Genomic DNA, 21,048 nt, shown 5'->3' with positions numbered 1-21,048 from the left:
TTGGTGGCCGCCGCGGCGGTGCTCCTGCTGCGCCGCCGCTCCGGCACCGACCCGGCGCGCTGAGCCGTACCGGCAGCGACCCCGGCGCGATGAGCCGTACCGGGGCTGCCGGCGGGCGCGGGCTCAGCGCCGCAGCAGCACCGGTCCGGCGTCGATCCGGATCCGGAACAGCGCGTACGGCTTGCGGCGCAGATCCCTGCCCTGCTGGAGGCTGGGCTGCCGGTGCAACTGGTTCGCGGTGACGTAGAGGTGCCCGTCCACCGCCACCGACAGGGTGTCCGGCCAGAGCAGCCGAGGGTCGTGGACGACCGTCTCGTACTCGCCGTCCGGGTGCCGCCGCAGCACTGCGTTGTGCTCGTACGCGGTGAGGTAGATCCGCCCGGCGTCGTCGGTCTCCAGGCCGTCGGAGCCGGTGCCCTTGTCGCCCTCGTGGACCACCGTCGCGGCGACCTCCTCCGCGCTGGCCGAGACGTCGGCGAGCGCGTCGGTGGCGACGCTGTACCACTGGCGCGAGGCCAACGGACAGTAGTAGAGCCGGGAACCGTCGGCGGAGATGGCGATCCCGTCCGCGCCGATCGTCAACGGACTCGGCGGCCCGTCGGCCGGTCGTTGCAGGAGGGGTCTCCCCTCCACCACCGGCCGGAAACGGGACAGTGGCTCCGCCTTGGTCGAGGGATGGTCGTGCAGTCGTCGCCAGGAGGCACCGCTGGCCAGGTCGACCACGATGATCCCGTTCGGCCCGGCCGCCGAGGAGTCGGTGATGTACGCCAGGCCCGCCTCGCCGCGCCGCAGGTCGAAGCGCACGTCGTTGAGGTACGTGGTGGGCGGCGCCACGTCCGGCGGAAGAGTGATCACCTGGGCGACGGTGTCGCTGACCAGGTCGATCCGGACCAGTTTGGGGCCGCCCGGTCGAGTCGGTTGGAATCTCGGGCTGCCGGTGTCGAGCACCCAGAGCCGGTCGACGGGGTCGACCACCACGCTCTGCACCGAGACGAAGGCAGCCGGGTCGTCGTCACGCGGCTGGTTCCACCGCTCGTCCGGGTACGGCACCTCGGCACCCTCGCGCAGCTCGACCACGGTGACGGGCACCTCGTCGCCCCACCGGGGAAAGTTGACGAAGATCCGGCCGGTGTGCGAGACGCTGACCCCGGTGGGCATCGGCCCGGTGAAGGCATGGACCAGTTCCAGCTCGCCGACGGGCTCGTCGGACACGGGCTCGCTCATCCGCTGCTCCTGCCGTCGGGCCACGTGCCCGTACCCTTGCCCGGGTCGCCCACCGGACGCGGCCGGTGCAACCCCCGTTCCCGTCGTCGGATGCGGCAAACCCGACGGCGCGGCTGCTCCGTCCGACGCGCCGGCGGGTCTCAGCCAGCGGCCGGGTACGGACGTTGCCGGGGCGCGGGTGAGCGGTCGGTGTCCGCGTAGCCGGCGGCCTGGAGGGCGAACAGCTCGGCGTACCGACCACCGGCGGCGACGAGTTCGTCGTGGGTGCCCTGCTCGATCAGACGACCGTGATGCAGCACGAAGATCCGGTCGGCGTGTCGGACGTTGGCCAGCCGGTGCGTGATCAGGATGGTGGTGGCCCGGCCACGCCGGTCGCGGATGGCCTGGAACAGCGCGTCCTCGGCCCGCGGATCGAGCGCCGAGGACGGCTCGTCCATCACCAGCAGCTCGGCGTCGCGGAGGAAACCACGAGCCGCGGTGATCCGCTGCCACTGGCCGCCGGAGAGGTCCTGCCCCTTGGCGAACGTGCGGTCGAGCAGCGTCTCGTACCCGTGCGGCAGCTCACGGATCATCTCGTCGGCGACCGCCCGGGCGGCGGCGGCCTCGATCCGGTCCTGCCGGGCCTCGGTGTCGATGTCCCCGATGGCGATGTTCGTGGCGGCGGTGAACGGCCACTTGTGGTACTCCTGAGTGACCACGGCGATGCGACCACGCAACTCGTCGCGGGCCAGCTCGGGCAGGGGCCGTCCGTTCCAGCGGATCACCCCGTCGCTGGGCGTGCGCAGGGCCGCGATCATCGCGGCCAGGCTGCTCTTGCCGGATCCGTTCTCCCCGACGAAGGCCACCGTCTGCCCCGCCTCGACGGTCAATGTCACATGATCCACCGCCGGCACGTCGCGATCCGGGTAACGCAGGCTCACCGCCTCTACGGTCAGCACCCGCAGCCGGTCGGGTGTCGCCACCGCCGCCTGCTCCGGCAGGTAGGTGGCGGCGCGGGTCATGAACCCGGTGTAGTCGCGGAAGTGCTGGCCCTCGGTGTAGACGCGGTCCATCTGGAAGGTCACCACGGCCAACGAACGCTGCGCCGCCTGCACCGCGATCACACAGGTGGCCGCCGCCGCGAGCGGGATCTGCCCGTCGATGAGCAGCAGGCCGAGCAGCACGTAGACCACGGCGGTGGCGATGCCCCCGATCATCGAGCCCACCGTGACCGTCGTGGTCACCCGACGCGCCAGGGCCAGCTCGATGTCGGTCTCCACCGCCATCACCCGGTCGTACTGGTCGAGCAGGAACCGGCGCAGGCCGTACGAGCGCAGTTCCGGCGCCGACGCCCGTTCGGCCATCAGCCGGTGCAGCAGCCACATCCGACGTCGCCGGACCGAGCCGGCGATGTAGGTCTGGTACCGCAGGTGCCCGGCCCGCAGCGACGCCCACGCGTTCGGCACGGTCGCGACCAGCAGCGCCGGCAGCAGCAGCGGATGGATCACCGCCACGGCCACGGTCACCGCGACCACCCCCACCAGCCCGGCGAGCAGGTTCATCGAGGCGGGCACCAGGTCCACGGCGGAACCGGTGCCCCGGGAAGCGCGTTCCATGTCGTCGGCGAAAGCGTCCGCGTCGAAGGCCTCCAGTCGCACCGCGGTGGTCACCTCGAACAGCCCGCGCTCCACCTCCCGGCTGACCCTGGGCGTCAGCCCGTTCAGGGCGTAACCGGTGGCGATCGCCATGCCGGACCGCGTAGCGGTGGCGACCGCCAGCACCGCGAGCGCCGGCAGCGCGGCCACCACCTTCTCCCCGGTCGGCCCACCGGCGAACAACTCCACCAGCACCCGCTGCGTCGCGAGCAGCCCGAACGCCGACATCACGCCGGCACCGACCGTCGCCACGGCGACCACCGAGGTACGCAGCCGGTCGGCCCGCCAGCTGATCCGCAGGGCTGCCCAGATCAGCCGGGGCAGTTCGGCGAAGACGGCGAGCAGACCGGCCTGGGTCCGCGCCCGCATCCCCGTCTCCCACCACATGGCCCGCATCTCGGGGAGCACCGACTCCCCGGCCGACGACCCGGCCTGCTCCGCTCGGTCACGACGCCGGGTCGACGTGGCGGCCATGGCACACCTCCCTGGTCCGTGAACGTGGCCGCCATCTCCGGCCGGGCGATGGCACCGAGGTACGGAGCGGGGCGACCGCCAGTCGTAGCCGGCAGCATTCGACCAGCCACCTATAGTCACCGTCGAAGCGACCGAGGTCCAGCCCTGTCGGCGCGCCGACCCGCCCGGCCGGTCCGGTCACCGCCTCTCGGCGAACTCCGGCAGCCGTCAGGCACCGCGCGGGGCGTACATGATGACGGCGACGCCGAGCAGGCAGATCGCGGCACCGGTGAGGTCCCAGCGGTCCGGACGGAAGCCGTCGAAGATCATTCCCCAGGCGAGCGAACCGGCGACGAAAACCCCGCCGTACGCGGCCAGGATGCGGCCGAAGTTCGGGTCGGGCTGAAAGGTGGCGACGAAACCGTACGCGCCGAGGGCGAGCACCCCGGCGGCGATGAACCAGAGCCCCCGGTGCTCCCGCCAGCCCTGCCACACCAGCCAGGCCCCGCCGATCTCGGCGATCGCGGCCAGGGCGAACAGCAGGACGGAACGCAGCACGGTCACCGCCGGACCCTACCGTCACCGGGTGGCCGCACCCCCCGGTCGACGTCGGGCGAGCGGCGTTATCCTCGGCGCAGGGCACCCACCGGAGGTGCCCGTGGCGGTGGGGCCCGCCACCGGTGCCGGTGCGGGACAACCGCGGCACCGCCGCCAACGGTCCCTGCCAGACACCCGCGTACTGGTAAAGGATGAGCGTGGACGCACAGCGACCGCCCGTCGATCCGGATGTTGATCTCAGTGTTCCGCGTCAGCGCGCGGAACTGCGGGGCGGGACCGCCAGTCTACTCGCCGCGATCGCCGTCGGCGGAATGGTCGGCGCGCTGGCACGTCACGGGCTGACCGTGGCCTTTCCGCATCCGCCGCGCGGTGTTCCGTGGGCCACCTTCGCCGTCAACGTCGCCGGCTGCCTGCTCATCGGGGCGCTGATGGTGATGATCACCGAGGCGTGGACCACGCACCGCCTGGTCCGGCCCTTCCTCGGCGTCGGCGTGCTCGGCGGCTTCACGACCTTCTCGACGTACGCCGTCGAGGTGCAGCAGGCGGTGGCGGCCGGAACGGTGCGGACCGGCCTGCTGTATCTCGCCGGTACCCTCGTCGCCGCCCTCGTGGCGGTCCGGTTGGGCGTGACCCTGACCCGGCTGGCGACCGGCGTGGACCGGGACCGGAGCGTCGGATGACCGTCATCCTGGTGGCGCTCGGCGCCGCTCTCGGCGCGCCGCTGCGCTACCTCGTCGACCGGGCGGTGCAGGCACGTCACGAAACCGTCTTTCCGTGGGGCACCCTCGTGGTCAACGTGGTCGGCTCGCTCCTGCTCGGCGTCCTGATCGGTGGGGCCACCGTGGGTGCGGTGCCCGGTTCCCTGGTCGCCCTGCTCGGCGTCGGTCTGTGCGGCGCGCTGACCACCTACTCGACCTTCGGCTACGAGACGATCCGGCTCTTCGAGGACGGTGCCCGGCTCTCCGCGCTGATCAACGCCGGCGTCAGCGTCGTCGCCGCGCTGGGTGCCGCGCTCGTCGGCGTCACCCTCGCCGAGACGATGTGGGGCTGAACGCGGCGCGTTCTCGCGATCGCCGGCAGCGTGGGGTGGGACGTTCAGCCGAGATTGTGGCGCAGCCGCTTGTCCACGGCGACCACGGCGGCGGAAACCGCCCCGACAGCCAGGATGCGCAACCACACGTCGGGCCCGATCGGCGCCGTGTCGAAGATCGCGTTCATCGGTGGCAGGTACGTGATGGCGAGTTGGCACAGGGCCTGCGTGGCAACGCCGAGCAGCAGCAGGCGGTTGGTGAAGAAGCCGATCCGCCATGCCGAGCGGCTCAGCGACCGGCAGCTGAACAGGTAGAAGGTCTCGACCACGACGAAGACGTTCATGGCTGCGGTACGCGCCTGCGCGACCTCGGCACCGTTGGACTGTTCCCACTGGAACACCCACCACGCGCCGGCCACCAGCAGCGTGGCCACCAGCAGGATCCGGATCACCAGAGGGCCGGTCAGCAGCGGCCGGGCCGGGTCGCGGGGCTGCCGTCGCATGATGCCGCGCTCCTTCGGCTCGAAGGCCAGCATCAGGCCGAGCAGGACCGCGGTGGTCATGTTGATCCAGAGGATCTGGGTGGGCAGCAGCGGGAGCGTGACACCCAGCACGATGGCGACCAGCACCACCAGCCCTTCACCGAGGTTCGTCGGCAGCGTCCAGACGATGAACTTGATGATGTTGTCGAAGACCCCGCGGCCCTCCTCCACCGCGGCCTCGATGGTGGCGAAGTCGTCATCGGTGAGGACCATGTCGGCCGCCTCCTTGGCCACCTCGGTCCCGGATCGGGCCATGGCGATGCCGATGTTCGCCTGCCGCAACGCGGGTGCGTCGTTGACGCCGTCGCCGGTCACCGCGACGACGTGACCTCGTTGCTGAAGGGTCTCGACCAGCCGGAGTTTCTGTTCCGGGGAGACCCGGGCGAAGACGGCGGCCCGGTCCACCGTCTCGCCGAACCCCTCGGCGGGCAACTCTTCGAGATCGGTCCCGGTGACCACCCGGTCCGGGCGGTCCGAGTCGAGCAGGCCGAGCCGGCCGGCGATGGCACCGGCGGTCGCCGCATGGTCGCCTGTGATCATCTTGACGTCGATGCCCGCCGAGTGGCACGCCCGCACCGCCGGGGCGGCGGCGCTGCGGGGTGGGTCGAGCATCGCCTGCAACCCGGTGAGGACCAGGGTGCCGGGCAGCGCGACCTCGTCGAAGCCGTCGTCCGCGCCGTCCGGTGGTCGTACGGCGGTGGCCAGCACCCGCAGCCCGCGACCGGCCAGATCCTCGGCCGCCCGGAGCGCGGCGTCGGCGCGGAGCGGGCGGACTTGCCCGTCGGCACCCAGCTCGCCCCGGCACATCGACACGATCCGCTCGACACCACCCTTGACCAGGACCACCGCGCGGCCCGTGGCCCGCTCGTCGTGCAACGTCGCCATGTACTGCCGCTTGGAGTCGAAGGGGATGGTGTCCCGGCGTGGATAGTCGGCGGACAGCCGGCCGTGGTCGATTCCCGCCTTGGTTGCGACCACCTGCATCGCGCCCTCGGTCGGATCACCGGCCAGCAGCCACTCGCCGTCCTGCTCGCGTACCCGCGCGTCGTTGCATCCGGCCCCGGCCAGCAGGGACCAACGCAGCGCCTCGCCGCCCCGGCCGTCGTCGCGGACCTCCCCTTCCGGCCGGTAGCCGGCGCCGGTCACCTCGAACTCGGCGTCCGGAGTCCACAGCGCCCGGACCGTCATCTGGTTCTCGGTGAGCGTGCCGGTCTTGTCGGAGCAGACGACCGTCGTGCTGCCCAACGTCTCGATCGCCGGCAGACGACGGATCACCGCCCGTCGGCGGGCCACCCGGGTGACCCCGATCGCCAGGGTGATGGTGACCGCCGCCGGCAGCCCTTCGGGGATCGCACCGACGGCGAGCGCCACGGCCGCCGTGAACGTCTCGACCACGTCCTGGCCACGAAGCAGGCCGACCGCGAACGTCACCGCCGCCAGCACCAGGATGATCACGGTCAGCACCTTGCTGAACCGGGCCAGCTTGCGGGTCAGCGGGGTGGCCAGCGCCTCCGCCGCACCGACCAGACGGTGAATCTGGCCGAGTTCGGTCTCGGCCCCGGTGGCCACCGCGATACCGGCGCCGCCACCGGCCGCGACGAGCGTGCCCGACCAGACCATGTTGCGCCGGTCGGCCACCGGTGTGCCCACCGGCAGCTCCGCCTCCAGCTTGTCCACCGGCACGGATTCGCCCGTCAGCGCCGACTCGTCGACCCGCAGCTCGGCCAGCCGGACCAACCGCAGATCCACCGGCACCTTGTCGCCCGCCTCCAGCACCACCAGGTCACCGGGGACCAGATCGTCGGAGGAGATCGCCCGCAACTCGCCGTCGCGGATCACCCGCGCCTCGGTACGCACCATCGAGCGCAGACTGTCCAGCGCCGCCTCGGCCCGCGACTCCTGGGCGTACCCGATCGCGGCGTTGATCAGCACCACCGCGAAGATCACCGCGGAGTCGACGTACTCGCCGAGGACCGCGGTGACCACGCCGGCCGCGATCAGCACGTAGATGAGCGGGTTGTGGAACTGCCGCAGGATCCGACGCAGCAGGCCGCCACCACCGGCGGCGGGCAGCACGTTGGGTCCGTACCGGGCCAGCCGCCGGGCGGCCTCGGCATCGCCGAGACCACGCTGCGGATCCGTCTCCAGCAGCAGCACCACCTCGTGGGTGGACATGCCGTGATGTTCGTTGGACCGCGACCCCGCTGACTGTTCGAGCGTCACCGTCACCCCGCCGACGATCAGAAGACCGGTTCCGCGACCGCCGGCCCGGGTCGCCGCCCGCGTCCCGGCGGCCGGCCGGACGCCGCGCCCACCATCTTGCGGGACGAACTCCGTCCGGCAGGCCGGAACGCCCGATCACGCACCGCCGGCCGGCATCGTTCAGTCGGCGGACCGCTCGGCCGGATCGGGGTCGAGACGTCGCCGCAGGGCGGCGATCTCGGCGCGCAGGGCCGCCACGTCGTCGCCGGTGACCTCCGCCGGCTTGTCGGCGGAGGCCGAGACGCGGTCGACGATCCAGGTCGCCAGCGAGCCCGTGACGAAACCGATCAGGCCGATCCCACCGATCATCAGACCGAGGGCGACGAATCGCCCCGCGGTGGTCACCGGGAAGAAGTCGCCGTAGCCGACGGTGGTGATGGTGACCGTCGACCACCACAGCGCATCGTCGAAGGCGGTGATGTTGGCATCCGGCGCGAGTCGTTCGGCGTCGAGCACAGCCAGCGCGGAGACCAGCACCAGCAGTGCCGTGGTGGCGGCGACGTAGACGGCCAGCCGGCCGCGCGCCCACACCTCGGTGCGGCGGTTGATGGTCAGCACCACCATGACCAGGCGTACCGCGCGCAGTGGTCGCAGCATCGGCAGCGTCAGCACCGCCAGGTCGAACAGGTGCTCCCGGAGGAACTTCCGCCGGTTCGTGGCCAACCGCAGGCGAACGAGGATGTCCACCCAGAACAGCGCCCAGACGATGACCGCCGTGGCGGAGCAGGCGGCCCGCCATGCCGGGCTGAGGTCCGGGCGCAGGATCGGTGCCGCGTACACCACCAGGAACACCACGGACAGCACGGTGAGCGGTGCGGCGCTGACCCGCTCCCATGCCTCCAGCCGATCGGTCCGCTGTGCCGTCTCGCCGCTCATGAGCCGTCTCCCGTCTGCTCCGTCGTCGTACGCGTGACCGGGCCATGGTCGCGCAGCCGCACATCGGTCCCCACAGGCGGTCCGCGGACCGTCCGGGCAGTGCGTCACCGTCACGCTCGGCATTCGGTGGCTGCTCGCCCGGTAACGTGAGGGCGGGGACACACCGTGGCACGGGTTGCCGCCCGGCTGACAGAGCCGGGCGCGCCGGCTGTGCGGCCTCGTGGGGGCGGGTGTCGGCGTTTGTACCCCACAGCGGGCGCGAGCGTGAGGGAGCGGATGCATGGGTCGACTGCGGCTGGGGCGGGTTCCGGAATGACCCTGCAACAGGTCAATCTGCTGATGATCGCCGCGGCGGCGACCGTGCTGGTCAGCGTCACCGCCGCCCGGTTGGCCACCCGGGTCGGCGTACCGATGCTGCTGGCGTACCTCGGCATCGGGCTGCTGCTCGGCGAGAACGGGCTCGGGCTGCGCTTCGACGACGCCGCTCTGGCACAGGCCCTGGGCACGGCGGCGCTTGCGGTGATCCTGGTGGAGGGTGGTCTGACCACCCGGTTCTCCGACATCCGGCCGGTGCTGGCGCCGGCGACCGCGCTCGCCACCGCCGGGGTGCTGATAAGTGTCGGGGTCACCGCCCTCGGCGCGCACCTGCTGCTCGACGTCTCGTGGCAGCTGGCTCTGCTGCTGGGCGCGGTGGTGTCCTCCACCGACGCGGCGGCGGTCTTCTCGGTGCTGCGTACCCTGCCGCTGCCCCGTCGGCTGGCCGGGCTGGTGGAGGCCGAGTCGGGGCTTAACGACGCACCCACCGTCATCCTGGTGCTCGCCTTCAGCGCCACCGGACTGACCGCGACCAGCCCGGTGGAACTGCTGGTCCAGATGATCTACCAGCTCGGCGCCGGTGGCGCGATCGGCATCGTGATCGGCATCGCCGGAGTGTGGTTCCTGCGTCGGCTCACCCTGCCCGCCTCCGGCCTCTACCCGATCGCCACCTTCTCCTGCGGCATCCTGGCCTTCGCCACCGCCGGGCTCGTCCAGGCCAGTGGTTTCCTCGCCGCTTACCTTGCCGCGTTGATCCTGGGCAACGCCCGGCTGGCGCACCGCCGGGCCACCGTGTCGGTGGCCGAGGGACTCGGCTGGATCGCGCAGATCGGTCTGTTCGTCATGCTCGGCCTGTTGGCCAATCCCAGCGAGCTGCCCGCCGCGATCCTGCCCGCCCTCGCCGTGGGTCTGGTATTGCTGCTGCTCGCTCGCCCACTGTCGGTGCTGGTCACCCTGCTGCCGTTCCGGATTCCGCTGCGCGAACAGGTGCTGCTGTCCTGGGCCGGGCTGCGGGGCGCGGTGCCCATCGTGCTGGCCACCATTCCCGTCGTGGCCGGCGTCGGTGGCAGCGGGCAGCTGTTCAACATCGTATTCGTGCTGGTCGTGGTCTTCACGCTGGTGCAGGCTCCGACGCTGCCGTGGCTGGCCAAACGCCTGCGGCTCAGCTCGGCCGGGATCGGTCCGGACCTGCAGGTCGAGTCCGCGCCGCTGGACGCCATCGACGCGGACCTGCTGCACCTCACCGTCGAGCCCGACTCCCGAATGCACGGCGTGCACATCCGCGAGCTGCGGCTGCCGCCGCCGGCCGCGGTCACCCTCGTGGTCCGCGACGGGACCACCTTCGTACCCGAGCCGGACGCCCGGCTGCGCCACGGTGACCAGCTGCTGGTGGTCACCACGCCACATGTCCGGGACCGGGCGGAACGCCGTCTGCGGGCGGTCGCCCGGGCCGGACGGCTCGCCCACTGGCGCGGCGAGACCGGCGACCCGGAGCGGCCGGCCAGGGTCCGGCGTCCCCCGGAGACCCCCACGGTCCCGCCACGCGCGGCGCCGTCGCCGTCGCCGGACACCGGCGACGAGTCGCCCTCCACCCTCGTACCGACGGCTGGTTGAGCAGCACGGCGAGTGGCCTGCTTCCCACCGTTGCCGGCCGGGCCTAGGGTGAGGCTGGTGTGCCGGGAAGCCTGGTCGGCGGTCGTGTCCTCAACAACCCCGCGGAGGCCGCCGTGCACCCACCCGCCATCCGTACCGAGCACCTCACCAAGCGGTACGGCTCCCTGCTCGCCCTCGACGATCTCGACCTGATCGTCGACGCCGGTGAGGTGTTCGGCTTCCTCGGCCCCAACGGCGCCGGCAAGTCCACCACCATCCGGCTGCTGCTCGGCCTGGCCCGCCCGACCGCCGGCCAAGCGTGGATCTACGGCACTCCCGCCGCCGAGGTGGCCACGGCACACCAGCGGATCGCGTACGTCCCGGCCGATGTGACGCTCTGGCCACAGCTCACCGGCGCGGAGATCCTGGAGTTGCTCGGCTCGACCGGGCCGGGCGTCGACGCCGCCTACCGGGACGAGCTGGTGGCCCGGTTCGCCCTCGACCTGTCGAAGCCGGGACGGGCCTACTCCACCGGCAACCGGCAGAAGGTGGCACTGGTCGCCGCATTCGCCACCCGCGCCCCGCTGCTCGTCCTGGACGAGCCGACCGCCGGCCTGGACCCACTGATGGAACGCGAGTTCCGCCGCGCGGTGAACGAGGCCCGCGACGCCGGAAGCACGGTGTTCCTCTCCTCCCACCAGTTGGCGGAGGTGGAGGCCGTCTGCGATCGGGTGGGCATCCTGCGCGCCGGGCGCCTGGTCGACGTCGCCACCATGCCCGAGCTGCGTCGGCTGCACCGCACCGAGGTGCTGGTGCGCTTCGCCGGCCCGGTGCCGGAGTTGACCGACGTCGAGGGGATCGACGGCGTTCAGGTCGACGGGGCTGCCCTGCGATTCACCCTCACCGGGCCGCCCGGCCCGGCCCTGCGGGCGCTGGCGGCGGCCGACGTCACCACCCTCACCATGCGCGAGCCCACGCTGGAGGAGATCTTCCTCGACTACTACGGGGAGGGGAGCCGGTGACCGCCATCCGAGACCGAGGCACCGCCAGGGCCGCCGTCACCCGGCTCGCGCTGCGCCAGATCCGTCGGCCCGCGCTCGTCGTGTCCGCGGTAACGGCCGGCGTCACCGCCGTTGTCGTCGCCGGGTACGAGAACACGGCCGGCACCCCCCTCGACGCCGCCGCGTTGGCAGCCCTCGCCGAGAACCCGGCGGTCCGCACCCTCTTCGGCGAACCGTTCGCGCTGGACACCGCGGGTGGGTTCACCGTCTGGCGGACCGGCACCGTACTGGCCGTCCTGCTCTCGGTGTGGGGGGTGCTCGCCACCACCCGGGTCACCCGGGGCGAGGAGGAGAGCGGTCGGTGGGACCTCCTGCTGGCCGGCCGGCTGGCGGTGCCGGCCGTGCTCGGTCGGCACCTCGCCGTCCTGGCCGCCGCCATGGTGATCGCCGGGGGTGCGGGCGGCGTCGTGCTCGTCGCGGCCGGCACACCACCGGGCGGGACACTCCGGTACGCGGCGGGTCTCGTGCTGGTCGCTCTCTGCGCCGTCGCGACGGCGCTGTTGAGTGCGCAGGTGATGCCGACCCGGGCCGGGGCGAGCGGGTTGGCCCTCGCCGTGCTCGGTGTCGGGCTGCTGGCCCGGATGGTCGGGGAAGGTGTCGCCGCGTTGGGGTGGTTGCGCTGGCTGTCGCCGTACGGGCTGCTCGCCCTGATCCGCCCCTACCACGACGACCGGCTGTTGCCGCTGTTCGTGCTCGCCGGTGCGGCGCTCCTGGTCGGTGCGGCCGCGATGGCGTTGTCCGGGCGTCGTGACGTGCGGGCCGGACTGGTTGCCGCGCCGGCCGGTCGGCCGGCCCGGAAGTGGCTGCTCGGCACGGCCGACGGGTTCGCGGTACGGCGGATGGTGCGCCCGCTGGCCGGCTGGGCCGCCGGGATCGGCGCGTACTTCCTGCTGATCGGTCTGCTGGCGACATCGATGGTCCGCTTCTTGTCGGACAATCCGCGCTTCGCCGAACTTGCCGCGCACGCCGGCTTCACCGAACTGGGCAGCGTACGCGGCTACACCGCATCCCTGTTCGTCCTGCTCGCCGTGCCGGTCGGCGTCTTCGCCGCGGCCCGGATCGCCGAGTTCGTGGCCGCCGAAACGGATGGCCGGCTGACGTCGCTGTACGCGCAGCCGGTCAGCCGCGGCCGGCTGCTGACCGGCGAGACGCTCGCCACCCTCGCCGGGGTGGCGGTACTCGTCACCGTGGCGGCGACGGCGACCTGGGTCGGCGCCAATCTGGTGGACGCCCCACTGCCGCTGGCCGCGGCCCTGACCGGCACCTGGAACGTGCTGCCGGTCGTGCTGCTCTGCCTCGGCGCGGCGATACTCGCACTCGGCTGGCTGCCCCGGGCCACCGCGACCGTCGGTGTCCTACCCGCGGTCGGTGGGTTCCTGCTCCAGGTGCTCGCCGACAGCGCCGACCTGCCGGGGTGGGTGGCCGCGATCTCACCGTTCACTCATCTGGCGGCTGTTCCGGCCGAGTCGGCCTACTGGACGGCGTGGTGGACCATGATCGGGATTGCGGTCCTCGCCGCCGTCCTCGGCATGTTCGGCCATCGGCGTCGCGACCTGCTGGGTTGATCATCGGACGACGGTACGCAGCCGGCCGTAGCTGTGCCAGGCCGGGAGGAGACGCGGCCTGACCGGCCGGGTGGGCCATGGTCCCGGTGCGCGCCACCGTGCCCGGCAACCGGGTGTTGGAGGCGACACTGCCGGGCCGGGTCACGAACGGACGGGACACCCCCGGCAACCTCCTCACGGCGGACGGACCGTGCGCTTACCCCCGGCCTGGCGGGGTAGTCGCGGGTATGGCCGAACCCGTCCCTGCCAACTCGAAGGCCCCATCCACCGGCGGGAAACGTCGTGTCTGAGTGGTGGTACGCGGCACTGGTGGCGGTGCTGTGGCTGACCGTCGGTCTGGGCACGGCTGCGGTTTTCGTCACCCGGGGCGGGCATCGTAGCCCGCTCTGGTATCTGGTGGGTGCGCTGCTCGGGCCGCTGTTCGTGCCGATCGCGGTCGAGCGGGGCCGGGCCCGCCCGCAGTTGGTCGACGTACGCCACCGGCCGGCCGAACCGGTCGGCACCGGGCTGCGCGTCCTGGTCGGGGTGGACGGCTCGGCGCACTCCGACCGGGCGCTGCGAGCCATCGGCCACGCCCTCACCGGAAGCACCAGTGAACTCGTCCTGGTCACCGTGACCAGCCCCGACCTGACCGACGCGGAATCCCGGCGGGAGCACGAGCAGGCCCGCCGCATGATCGACGAGTGGGCCGCCGGACTGCCCGACGGGCTGCCCCGGCCCACCACCGTGGTCGTCACCGGTCATCCCGTCGACGCCCTGCTGACGGTTGCCGACGACCGGGACGTGGATCTGCTGGTGGTCGGCCGGCACGGACACGGGATAGGCGACCGCTTGCTGGGCAGCGTCGCCGAGGGCCTCGCCCATCGGTCCACGCGGGCCGTCCTGCTGGGCAGCCTGCCGGGCCGCTGACCTCCCACGGCCCGCGCCAGAGTGCCGCGCCCGGCGCCCTGACCTCGGTGCCGGCCGGTTACGGCGATTCCGACCGGGAACCATGCCGGTCCGGGGAGCGACTATAGGTACATGCGGTGTGAGCAGTGGCGGGAGATTCTGTCGGCGCAGTTGGACGGTGAGGTCACGGCGGACGAGCAGCGCAGGGTCGGTGGGCACCTGGAGACCTGCGCCGGATGCCGGACCTGGCTGGATTCGGCGGCGAAGGTGACCCGCCGGGCGCGTACCCAGGTGGTGACCCCGCTGCCGGATCTGACCGAGGCGATTCTCGCCGCCGCGCCGCCGCCCCGCCGGCGCCGGCGCACGCTCGTCGCCGCCGCGCTGCCGACCCGTTGGTCGCCGGCTGCCGGCGGGCGAGCCAGTCTGGTCAACGGGCTGCGGGCCGCGCTGGGTCTACTCGGTGCCGTGCAACTGGTGCTCGGGCTGGCGCAGATCGGCCGGGCCGAGGTCGCCGAGCACCTGCACTCCAACGGCCAGCACCTGTGGCACGAATCCGCCGCATGGAACGTCGCGGTGGGCGCGGGCTTCCTGTTCGTCGCGTTGCGTCGGACCTCACCGTCGGGGCTGCTGCCGATGCTCGGTGCCTTCGTGGTCACCCTGGTGTTGCTGTCGGTCAACGACCTCGTCGCCTCGCAGGTCGCGGTGGAACGGCTGGTGAGTCACGGCTTCCTGGTGGTCGGCTACCTGATCACCTTGTTGCTGGCACGAAGCTCCCGCCAGCCCGGCACACCGAGCGACCGGCACCAGCCGGAGCGGCCCCGCTGGCAGTTGCGCCTCGACGAGGTCGACGAACCCGCCCCGCTGCGACTGCTGCCGCCCTACTCGGCCCAGGCCCGGCATTCTGCCGCCCACGCCCACCAGAGTGCCGCACCGGTCCGCAGCCGGACCGCCCCCGGCGATGACGGCCGGCGCCGCGACCAGCGGCGGGTGGCCTGACGGGACATCTCAGCCGACCGCGCCGGGGCGGTCCGCCGGATGGTCGGCCGCCCGCATCGCCGCGATCAGGTCCTCGCGGGCCCGGGCCACCCGGGACCGGATGGTGCCGACCGGCACGTCACACACCTGCGCGGCCTCGACGTACGGCAGGCCGAGCAACTGGGTCGCCACGAACGCCTCCCGCCGCTCGGGTGCGAGACCGTCGAGCAATCCACAGAGCACCACCTGCTCGTCCACCCCGGCACGCACGCCGGCCGGTGTGCTCTCCGCGGCGGTCTGCCAGTCGCTGAGGTTCGCGGTCCGTGGCCGGCAGGTGGCGGCGCGCACCTGGTCCACCGCGACCCGGCGGGCGATGGCGAGCAGCCAGGTCCGTGCGGTGGAGCGGCCGGCGAACGACGGCAGTGCCCGCCAGGCTCGCAGGTACGTCTCCTGGACCAGGTCGTCGACCTCCCGCACCCCGGGCAGGTGGGTCAGGAACCGTCGTACGTCGTGCTGGGTGGCCCGCACGAACGCTGCCGCGGCGGCATGGTCGCCTCGGCCCGCGGCGAGCGCGTATCCACTGATGTCGTCCGTTACGGCTGTCATCGCCGTATTGGTCGGTGGAAATCGCCGGTTGGTTCCCGCGGACCGGCAACCGGGGCGACCGGCGTTGCCGGCCCGCTCCGGACGAGGCCGTAGACTGCACTGATGGGGCACCTCACGTGAGCGAGCGGAGTGCCGTGCTGCCCGACCAACCACCGCGGTACGGGCACCTTTGCTGGGCGTACGACGGCCCGGCCGGGTTCATGACCCATGCCGTGGAGTTCCTCCGCGCCGGCTTGGCGGCCGGCGAGCGGGTCTGGTTCATCGTCCCCGGTCCCGCCGAGCCGGTCCGGGATCTCCTGCTCGGTGTCCGGAATTTCGCCGACGCGTTGCTGACGGGCGCCGCCCAGGTCCGCTCCCTCGAGGGCGCCTACGGCAGCACAGGGGTGATCGATCCGGCGAGTCAGGTGGCGGCCTACCACCGGGCGACCCGGGAGGCGGTCGCCGCCGGATACACCGGCCTGCGGGTGGCCGCCGACGCCACCGAGCTGGTCCGTACCACCGCGCAACGCGACGCGTTCGCCCGTTACGAGCAGCGCGTGAACGAGATGATGCACACCGAGCCGTTCCGGGCGATGTGCGCCTACGACCGCTCGCAGCTGGGCGAGCCGGCGGTCGCCGAGCTGGCCTGCCTACACCCGGAACACAACCTCGGCCAGCTGCTGTTCCGGCTGTACGCCGTACCGCTGGCCCAGGGGCAGGCCGCTCTCGCCGGCGAGTTGGACCCGTCCAACCACGACCTGTTCCGCACCGCGCTGGACCGCGCGGATCTGCAACCCGTGGATGACGAGTTGGTGCTGGACGCCGACGGGCTCCGCTTCCTCGACCACCGGGCGCTCATCCACCTGAACGAGTATGCCCGGGACCGGCAGGTGACGGTGGTGCTGCGGGCCGCCCGCTCCGGGGTGGCCCGGCTCGCCGCCCTGCTGGACCTGCCCGACCTACGGGTGGAGGTGGCTCGGTGAGGACCGGTGCGGCGGCCGAACGCACCGGCTACTTCCACGAGGCTCTCTGTTACGGCTCCGACGAGGAACTGCTCGCCGTAGTGGTGCCATTCCTGGTCGACGGGGTGGCGGCGGACGAGCCCACCTTCGTCGCGCTCGGCGAGCGCACCGGCAACCTGGTCCGCGCCGCGTTGCCGGCCGACACGAAGGTCGAGTTCCTGGCCGGCGGTGACGTCTACGCCCGGCCCACCGCCGCCATCCGGATGTACCGCCAGCTTCTCGCCGATCTGGTCGCCGACGGCGCCACCCAGATCCGGATCATCGGCGAGGTGCCGCCGCTCGGTCTCGGCCCCACCTGGGACTGGTGGGCCCGGTACGAGTCGGCGGTCAACCACGCGTACGACGACTGGCCGTTGTGGAGCATGTGCGCCTACGACACCCGGACCACCGCTTCCGGGGTGCTGGCGGACGTCGCCGCCACTCACCCGTGCTTCGCCGCAGCCGACGGGCGGCACCTGCCGAGTGTCGACTACGTCCCGCCGGAGACCTTCCTGCGCCAGACGCGCCCGATGCCGCCCGACCCGATGCAGACGACCCCGCCCCTGGTTGACCTGCTCGGCCCGACGGCGGCGCAGGCCCGCGCGGCGGTGCACCAGGTGGGCCAGGGCGGGTTACGGGATGACGAGTTCGACGACTTCGTCGTCGCCGTCAGCGAGACCGTCACCAACGGGCTGCGGCACGGCCGTCCCCCAGTCCGGTTCCGGTTGTGGGCGGGCGCGGACCGCATCGTCGCCACGGTCAGTGACGTCGGTTCCGGCCCCCAGGATTCGTACGCCGGGCTGTTGCCGTCGGCCGACGGGGTGCCGGGCGGTCTGGGCCTGTGGATCACCCACCAGTCGTGCAACCACGTCACCCACCACAGCGACGAGCAGGGGTTCACCCTGCGACTCACCGCGGGCCGACCGCTGGGCGCCTGAGCACACACGAACCGCCGGGCCGGTGTGCACCGGCCCGGCGGTTCGTCGCGTACCTGGACTACTTGCGGAACGCGTCCTTGATCTTCTCGCCGGCCTGCTTGAGCTTGGCGCTCGTCTGGTCGCCGCGACCTTCGGCCTCTAGGCGCTCGTCGTCGGTGGCGCGACCCACGCCTTCCTTGATCTTGCCGCCGGCGTTCTCGGTGGTGTTGTTGAACTTGTCCTCGACGCCCATGTCACCCTCCCGGGGATCCGTGTCGCTACGTCAATTAGGTACCCAGCCCGGCATCAGCCAACCAGAAAATTTCAAAAAACAGGGCGGAACCGGCGCAGCCGGAGGCTGTTGGCCACCACGAACACCGACGAGAACGCCATCGCCGCCCCCGCGATCATCGGGTTGAGCAGCCCGACCGCCGCCAGCGGCAGGGCGGCGACGTTGTAGGCGAAAGCCCAGAACAGGTTGCCCCTGATCGTGCCGAGCGTGGCGCGGGCCAGCCTGATGGCGTCCACGGCGGCCAGCAGGTCGTCCCGGACGAGAGTCAGGTCGGACGCCTCGATCGCCACGTCGGTGCCGGTGCCCATCGCCAGGCCGAGGTCCGCCTGGGCCAGCGCGGCGGCGTCGTTGACGCCGTCGCCCACCATCGCCACCACCCGGCCCTCCCCCTGCAACCGGGCGACCACCTCGACCTTCTCCGTCGGCAGCACCTCCGCGATCACCTCGTCGATGCCCACCTCGCCGGCCACCGCCCGGGCGACCGTGTTGTTGTCACCGGTGAGCAGCACCGGCCTGAGGCCGAGCGCACGCAGCCGCCGTACCGCCTCCCGGCTGGTCGGCTTCACCTGGTCGGCCACGGCGAGCAGGCCACGGGCACGGCCGTCCCAGCCGACCAGCACGGCCGTGCGCCCCGCCGCCTCCGCGTCGGTCGCTGCCCGGGCGAGATCATCCGGTACGACCAGACCTCGCTCATCCAACAGCCGCGCCCGGCCGAGCAGCACCTGGCGGCCGGCCACGGTGCCGGTGACGCCCAACCCGGCCACGTTGGCGAAGTCGGCGACCGGCGGCAGCACGCCGACCTCGGCGGCACCGGCCACCACCGCCCGGGCGACCGGATGCTCCGAGCCGCTCTCCAGGGCCGCGGCCAGCCGCAGCACCTCGTCGCGTCGCTCGCCTGATGCGGGGGTCACCGCGAGCAGGCTCATCCGGCCGGTGGTCACGGTGCCGGTCTTGTCGAGCACCACGGTGTCCACCCGCCGGGTGGACTCCAACGCCTCCGGCCCCTTGATCAGAACGCCGAGCTGAGCGCCCCGCCCGGTGCCGACCAGCAGCGCGGTCGGGGTGGCCAGGCCGAGGGCGCACGGGCAGGCGATGATCAGCACCGCCACGGCGGCGGTGAAGGCGGCGGCCGTTTCGGCGCCGTTGCCCAACCACCAGCCCAGCGTGCCGGCGGCCAGGGCGATCACGATCGGCACGAACACCCCGGAGACGCGGTCGGCGAGCCGCTGGGCGGCGGCCTTGCCACTCTGTGCCTGCTCGACCAGCCGGGCCATCTGGGCGAGTTGGGTGTCGGCACCGACCCGGGTCGCGGTGACCACCAGCCGGCCGCCGGCGTTGACGCAGCCGCCGATCACCGCGTCGCCCGTTGCCACCTCGACCGGTACCGACTCACCGGTGACCAGGCTGCCGTCGACCGCCGAGGAACCCTCCTCCACCGTCCCGTCGGTGGCGATCTTCTCGCCGGGCCGCACCACGAAGCGGTCGCCCACCGCGAGCTGGTCGACCGGGATCCGGATCTCCACCCCGTCACGCAGCACGGACACGTCCCGGGCGCCCAGTTCCAGCAGGGCCCGCAGGGCCGCCCCGGCGGTTCGCTTCGCCCGCGCCTCGAAGTAGCGGCCGGCGAGGATGAAGGCGGTCACCCCGGCCGCCGCCTCCAGATAGATGTTGCCGACGCCGTCGGTACGGCCGATGTCCAAACTGAACGGATGGGTCATCCCCGGGGTGCCGGCGGTGCCGAGGAACAACGCCCAGACCGACCAGCCGAGGGCGGCCAGCGTGCCCAGCGACACCAGGGTGTCCATGGTCGCGGCGCCGTGCCGCAGGTTGACCAGCGCGGCCCGGTGGAAGGGCAGCCCGCCGTAGACCACCACCGGGGCGGCCAGAGTCAGCGACAGCCACTGCCAGTGGGTGAACTGCCAGGCCGGCACCATGGCCAGCGCGATCACCGGCACACTCAGCGCCACCGCGACCCACAGCCGGGTACGCAGGGCGGCAAGCGGGTCCGCCGGTTCGGCGGCGACCGCTGGTGCGGCCGGGGTGGGCGGCGGCAGGGCGGCCCGGTAACCGGTCTTCTCGACCGTGGCGACGAGGTCGCCCGGGGTGACCGGGTCGGCGTAGGAGACGGTCGCCCTCTCGGTGGCGTAGTTGACGGTGGCCTGCACGCCGTCCATCCGGTTGAGCTTCTTCTCGATCCGGGCGGCGCAGGACGCGCAGGTCATCCCGCCGATGGCCAACTCGATCAGGTGCGGTGCGGCGGTCAGGGGTCGGCTCGTACTCATTGTTGGTCCCGTCAGTCGTGCTCGTGCCCGGGAGTCCCGTGCCCGTCCGCGGACCCGGGGGTGGCAGGCCGGTCGGCCGGCCCGGTGGTGCCGCCCGGGTCTCCGACCTGCACCGTGAACTCGGCGGTACGCACCACACCCCGGTGGCGGAAGTCGAGGTAGAGCCGGTACGCGCCGGCCGAGGGGAACTCGGTGGCGAAGCTGACCCGTGGGCCGGGGGCGGTCCGCCCGTCTCCCGGCTCGCCCTCCGGATGTACGTGCAGGTATGCCAGGTCGCCACGACGCAGCGCCACCAGGTGACCGTACGCGCCGAGGTAGGGCTCCAGATCGGTGATCGGTGCGCCGCCCCGGCTGACGGTCAGCGTCAGCGTCGTGGCACGCCCGGGCTGCGGGGTGCCGGAGAGGACGACTGTGTAACCGTCGACCGTGGCGCTGCTCGTCGGGGCGGGAAGCGGTCGCTCGGTCAGTGCTCCGGGGACGGTCACGTCGACGCCGAGCGTCAGGGGGTCGCCGCCGGTCGGGACGAAGTCGGCGAAGGCCCGCCACACCCCCGCAGAGCCCAGCGGCGAGGCGACACGCCAGGTGCCGTCCTCGGCCAGTTCCGGATGGACGTGCCGGAAGCCGGAGAGGTCGCGGCGGGCCACGATGAGGTGCATCCGTTCGTCGTGGGTGACGTCGAACCCGGTCACCGGACGGCCATCGGGGCCGGTGATCCGGAACGCGAACTCACCCGGTGACGCGTCGACCGGCACCAGGGTGTAGCCACGGTCGGAAACGAGCAGGCCGCCGGGCAGGTGCCCGGCCGCGTGCTCCGGGCTGTCGTCGCCCTCGTGGCCGGGACCACCGCTGTGGTCCGCGCCCCCGCTGTCGTGGCCGGTGGCGACCACGTTGACCGGGTCGGTCAGCTGCCCCAACCCGTACGCCGCGCCGAACACCGCCGCCAGGCCGAGCACGAAGCCGCTCAGCTTCGTCGCCGTATGCATGGTTGACCCTCG

At 72.6% G+C, this 21,048-nt stretch carries 18 protein-coding genes; 9 read left to right on the top strand and 9 right to left on the bottom strand.

All coding sequences use genetic code 11. The features are described from left to right. Positions 1 to 123 precede the first annotated feature (123 nt). The 3 genes from AC2CHE_RS17495 to AC2CHE_RS17485 all read right to left on the bottom strand — a co-directional run bounded on the left by AC2CHE_RS17495 (position 124) and on the right by AC2CHE_RS17485 (position 3,875). Positions 124 to 1,224, bottom strand: a complete 1,101-nt coding sequence (locus tag AC2CHE_RS17495) for an L-dopachrome tautomerase-related protein (protein WP_484505958.1) — start codon at positions 1,222 to 1,224, stop codon at positions 124 to 126. Between the two features lie 140 nt (positions 1,225 to 1,364). Next, entirely contained in the window at positions 1,365 to 3,332 is a 1,968-nt protein-coding gene (locus tag AC2CHE_RS17490) for an ABC transporter ATP-binding protein (RefSeq protein ID WP_484505957.1), read from the bottom strand. A gap of 207 nt (positions 3,333 to 3,539) precedes the next feature. Next, the gene (locus AC2CHE_RS17485) at positions 3,540 to 3,875 is read right to left on the bottom strand and encodes a YnfA family protein (protein WP_484505956.1); all 336 of its coding nucleotides are present in this window, start codon (positions 3,873 to 3,875) and stop codon (positions 3,540 to 3,542) included. 185 nt (positions 3,876 to 4,060) lie between these two features. On the opposite strand from AC2CHE_RS17485, the gene crcB (AC2CHE_RS17480) reads away from it, so the two are divergent. Beyond that, entirely contained in the window at positions 4,061 to 4,549 is a 489-nt protein-coding gene (gene crcB / locus AC2CHE_RS17480; protein ID WP_484505955.1) for a fluoride efflux transporter CrcB, read from the top strand. Next, positions 4,546 to 4,920 (top strand): fluoride efflux transporter CrcB, encoded by a 375-nt coding sequence (gene crcB, locus AC2CHE_RS17475; RefSeq protein ID WP_484505954.1) that lies wholly within the window; start codon positions 4,546 to 4,548, stop codon positions 4,918 to 4,920. Before crcB (AC2CHE_RS17480) ends, crcB (AC2CHE_RS17475) begins: the two co-directional genes overlap by 4 nt. A 44-nt stretch (positions 4,921 to 4,964) precedes the next feature. Here the strand turns inward: crcB (AC2CHE_RS17475) and AC2CHE_RS17470 are convergent, their stop codons facing one another. Continuing rightward, entirely contained in the window at positions 4,965 to 7,616 is a 2,652-nt protein-coding gene (locus tag AC2CHE_RS17470; RefSeq protein WP_484505953.1) for an HAD-IC family P-type ATPase, read from the bottom strand. A 207-nt stretch (positions 7,617 to 7,823) separates the two neighbouring features. Next, entirely contained in the window at positions 7,824 to 8,579 is a 756-nt protein-coding gene (locus AC2CHE_RS17465; RefSeq protein WP_484505952.1) for a potassium channel family protein, read from the bottom strand. Positions 8,580 to 8,891: 312 nt separating this feature from the next. Between AC2CHE_RS17465 and AC2CHE_RS17460 the strand changes: the two genes are divergently transcribed. The 5 genes from AC2CHE_RS17460 to AC2CHE_RS17440 all read left to right on the top strand — a co-directional run bounded on the left by AC2CHE_RS17460 (position 8,892) and on the right by AC2CHE_RS17440 (position 14,997). Beyond that, entirely contained in the window at positions 8,892 to 10,508 is a 1,617-nt protein-coding gene (locus tag AC2CHE_RS17460) for a potassium/proton antiporter (RefSeq protein ID WP_484505951.1), read from the top strand. 59 nt (positions 10,509 to 10,567) lie between these two features. Then, positions 10,568 to 11,509, top strand: coding sequence for an ABC transporter ATP-binding protein (locus tag AC2CHE_RS17455; protein ID WP_484505950.1), 942 nt, complete (start codon positions 10,568 to 10,570; stop codon positions 11,507 to 11,509). Next, positions 11,506 to 13,113 carry an ABC transporter permease gene (locus AC2CHE_RS17450; RefSeq protein ID WP_484505949.1) on the top strand — a complete coding sequence of 536 codons (1,608 nt, stop codon included), beginning with the start codon at positions 11,506 to 11,508 and terminating at the stop codon, positions 13,111 to 13,113. The genes AC2CHE_RS17455 and AC2CHE_RS17450 overlap by 4 nt, the downstream gene beginning before the upstream one ends. A 282-nt stretch (positions 13,114 to 13,395) precedes the next feature. Continuing rightward, a complete protein-coding gene (locus tag AC2CHE_RS17445; protein ID WP_484505948.1) occupies positions 13,396 to 14,022 on the top strand; it encodes a universal stress protein in 627 nt (208 codons plus the stop codon). Between the two features lie 111 nt (positions 14,023 to 14,133). Continuing rightward, the gene (locus tag AC2CHE_RS17440) at positions 14,134 to 14,997 is read left to right on the top strand and encodes a zf-HC2 domain-containing protein (RefSeq protein WP_484505947.1); all 864 of its coding nucleotides are present in this window, start codon (positions 14,134 to 14,136) and stop codon (positions 14,995 to 14,997) included. Between the two features lie 9 nt (positions 14,998 to 15,006). On the opposite strand, the gene AC2CHE_RS17435 is transcribed toward AC2CHE_RS17440, so the two are convergent. Next, positions 15,007 to 15,582 carry a sigma-70 family RNA polymerase sigma factor gene (locus AC2CHE_RS17435; protein ID WP_484505946.1) on the bottom strand — a complete coding sequence of 192 codons (576 nt, stop codon included), beginning with the start codon at positions 15,580 to 15,582 and terminating at the stop codon, positions 15,007 to 15,009. A gap of 116 nt (positions 15,583 to 15,698) precedes the next feature. Here AC2CHE_RS17435 and AC2CHE_RS17430 point away from each other — a divergent pair, with 116 nt between their 5' ends. Both AC2CHE_RS17430 and AC2CHE_RS17425 read left to right on the top strand, forming a co-directional pair. Then, positions 15,699 to 16,544 (top strand): MEDS domain-containing protein, encoded by an 846-nt coding sequence (locus AC2CHE_RS17430; RefSeq protein WP_484505945.1) that lies wholly within the window; start codon positions 15,699 to 15,701, stop codon positions 16,542 to 16,544. Further along, positions 16,541 to 17,500: an anti-sigma factor RsbA family regulatory protein gene (locus AC2CHE_RS17425; RefSeq protein ID WP_484505944.1), complete on the top strand. Its 960-nt coding sequence runs from the start codon at positions 16,541 to 16,543 to the stop codon at positions 17,498 to 17,500. Before AC2CHE_RS17430 ends, AC2CHE_RS17425 begins: the two co-directional genes overlap by 4 nt. Before the next feature lie 58 nt (positions 17,501 to 17,558). On the opposite strand, the gene AC2CHE_RS17420 is transcribed toward AC2CHE_RS17425, so the two are convergent. From AC2CHE_RS17420 to AC2CHE_RS17410, 3 genes are all read right to left on the bottom strand, one after another. Further along, positions 17,559 to 17,732 carry a CsbD family protein gene (locus AC2CHE_RS17420; protein ID WP_484505943.1) on the bottom strand — a complete coding sequence of 58 codons (174 nt, stop codon included), beginning with the start codon at positions 17,730 to 17,732 and terminating at the stop codon, positions 17,559 to 17,561. A 71-nt stretch (positions 17,733 to 17,803) separates the two neighbouring features. Further along, positions 17,804 to 20,053, bottom strand: coding sequence for a heavy metal translocating P-type ATPase (locus AC2CHE_RS17415; RefSeq protein WP_484505942.1), 2,250 nt, complete (start codon positions 20,051 to 20,053; stop codon positions 17,804 to 17,806). Positions 20,054 to 20,064: 11 nt separating this feature from the next. After that, positions 20,065 to 21,036 (bottom strand): hypothetical protein, encoded by a 972-nt coding sequence (locus AC2CHE_RS17410; protein WP_484505941.1) that lies wholly within the window; start codon positions 21,034 to 21,036, stop codon positions 20,065 to 20,067. Positions 21,037 to 21,048: the final 12 nt, after the last annotated feature.

This window comes from Micromonospora sp. ATLC16 (genome assembly GCF_057196645.1).
The sequence above is the reverse complement of the archived record's forward strand: the minus strand, read 5'-3'. Positions and strand labels throughout refer to the sequence as shown.

Bases quoted from the DNA above. Each gene is read 5' to 3' on its own strand.
- AC2CHE_RS17495 (WP_484505958.1), bottom strand. From the start codon at position 1,224: ATGAGCGAGCCCGTGTCCGACGAGCCCGTCGGCGAGCTGGAACTGGTC.
- AC2CHE_RS17490 (WP_484505957.1), bottom strand. From the start codon at position 3,332: ATGGCCGCCACGTCGACCCGGCGTCGTGACCGAGCGGAGCAGGCCGGG.
- crcB (WP_484505955.1), top strand. From the start codon at position 4,061: ATGAGCGTGGACGCACAGCGACCGCCCGTCGATCCGGATGTTGATCTC.
- crcB (WP_484505954.1), top strand. From the start codon at position 4,546: ATGACCGTCATCCTGGTGGCGCTCGGCGCCGCTCTCGGCGCGCCGCTG.
- AC2CHE_RS17470 (WP_484505953.1), bottom strand. From the start codon at position 7,616: ATGTCCACCCACGAGGTGGTGCTGCTGCTGGAGACGGATCCGCAGCGT.
- AC2CHE_RS17465 (WP_484505952.1), bottom strand. From the start codon at position 8,579: ATGAGCGGCGAGACGGCACAGCGGACCGATCGGCTGGAGGCATGGGAG.
- AC2CHE_RS17460 (WP_484505951.1), top strand. From the start codon at position 8,892: ATGACCCTGCAACAGGTCAATCTGCTGATGATCGCCGCGGCGGCGACC.
- AC2CHE_RS17440 (WP_484505947.1), top strand. From the start codon at position 14,134: ATGCGGTGTGAGCAGTGGCGGGAGATTCTGTCGGCGCAGTTGGACGGT.
- AC2CHE_RS17435 (WP_484505946.1), bottom strand. From the start codon at position 15,582: ATGACAGCCGTAACGGACGACATCAGTGGATACGCGCTCGCCGCGGGC.
- AC2CHE_RS17420 (WP_484505943.1), bottom strand. From the start codon at position 17,732: ATGGGCGTCGAGGACAAGTTCAACAACACCACCGAGAACGCCGGCGGC.
- AC2CHE_RS17415 (WP_484505942.1), bottom strand. From the start codon at position 20,053: ATGAGTACGAGCCGACCCCTGACCGCCGCACCGCACCTGATCGAGTTG.
- AC2CHE_RS17410 (WP_484505941.1), bottom strand. From the start codon at position 21,036: ATGCATACGGCGACGAAGCTGAGCGGCTTCGTGCTCGGCCTGGCGGCG.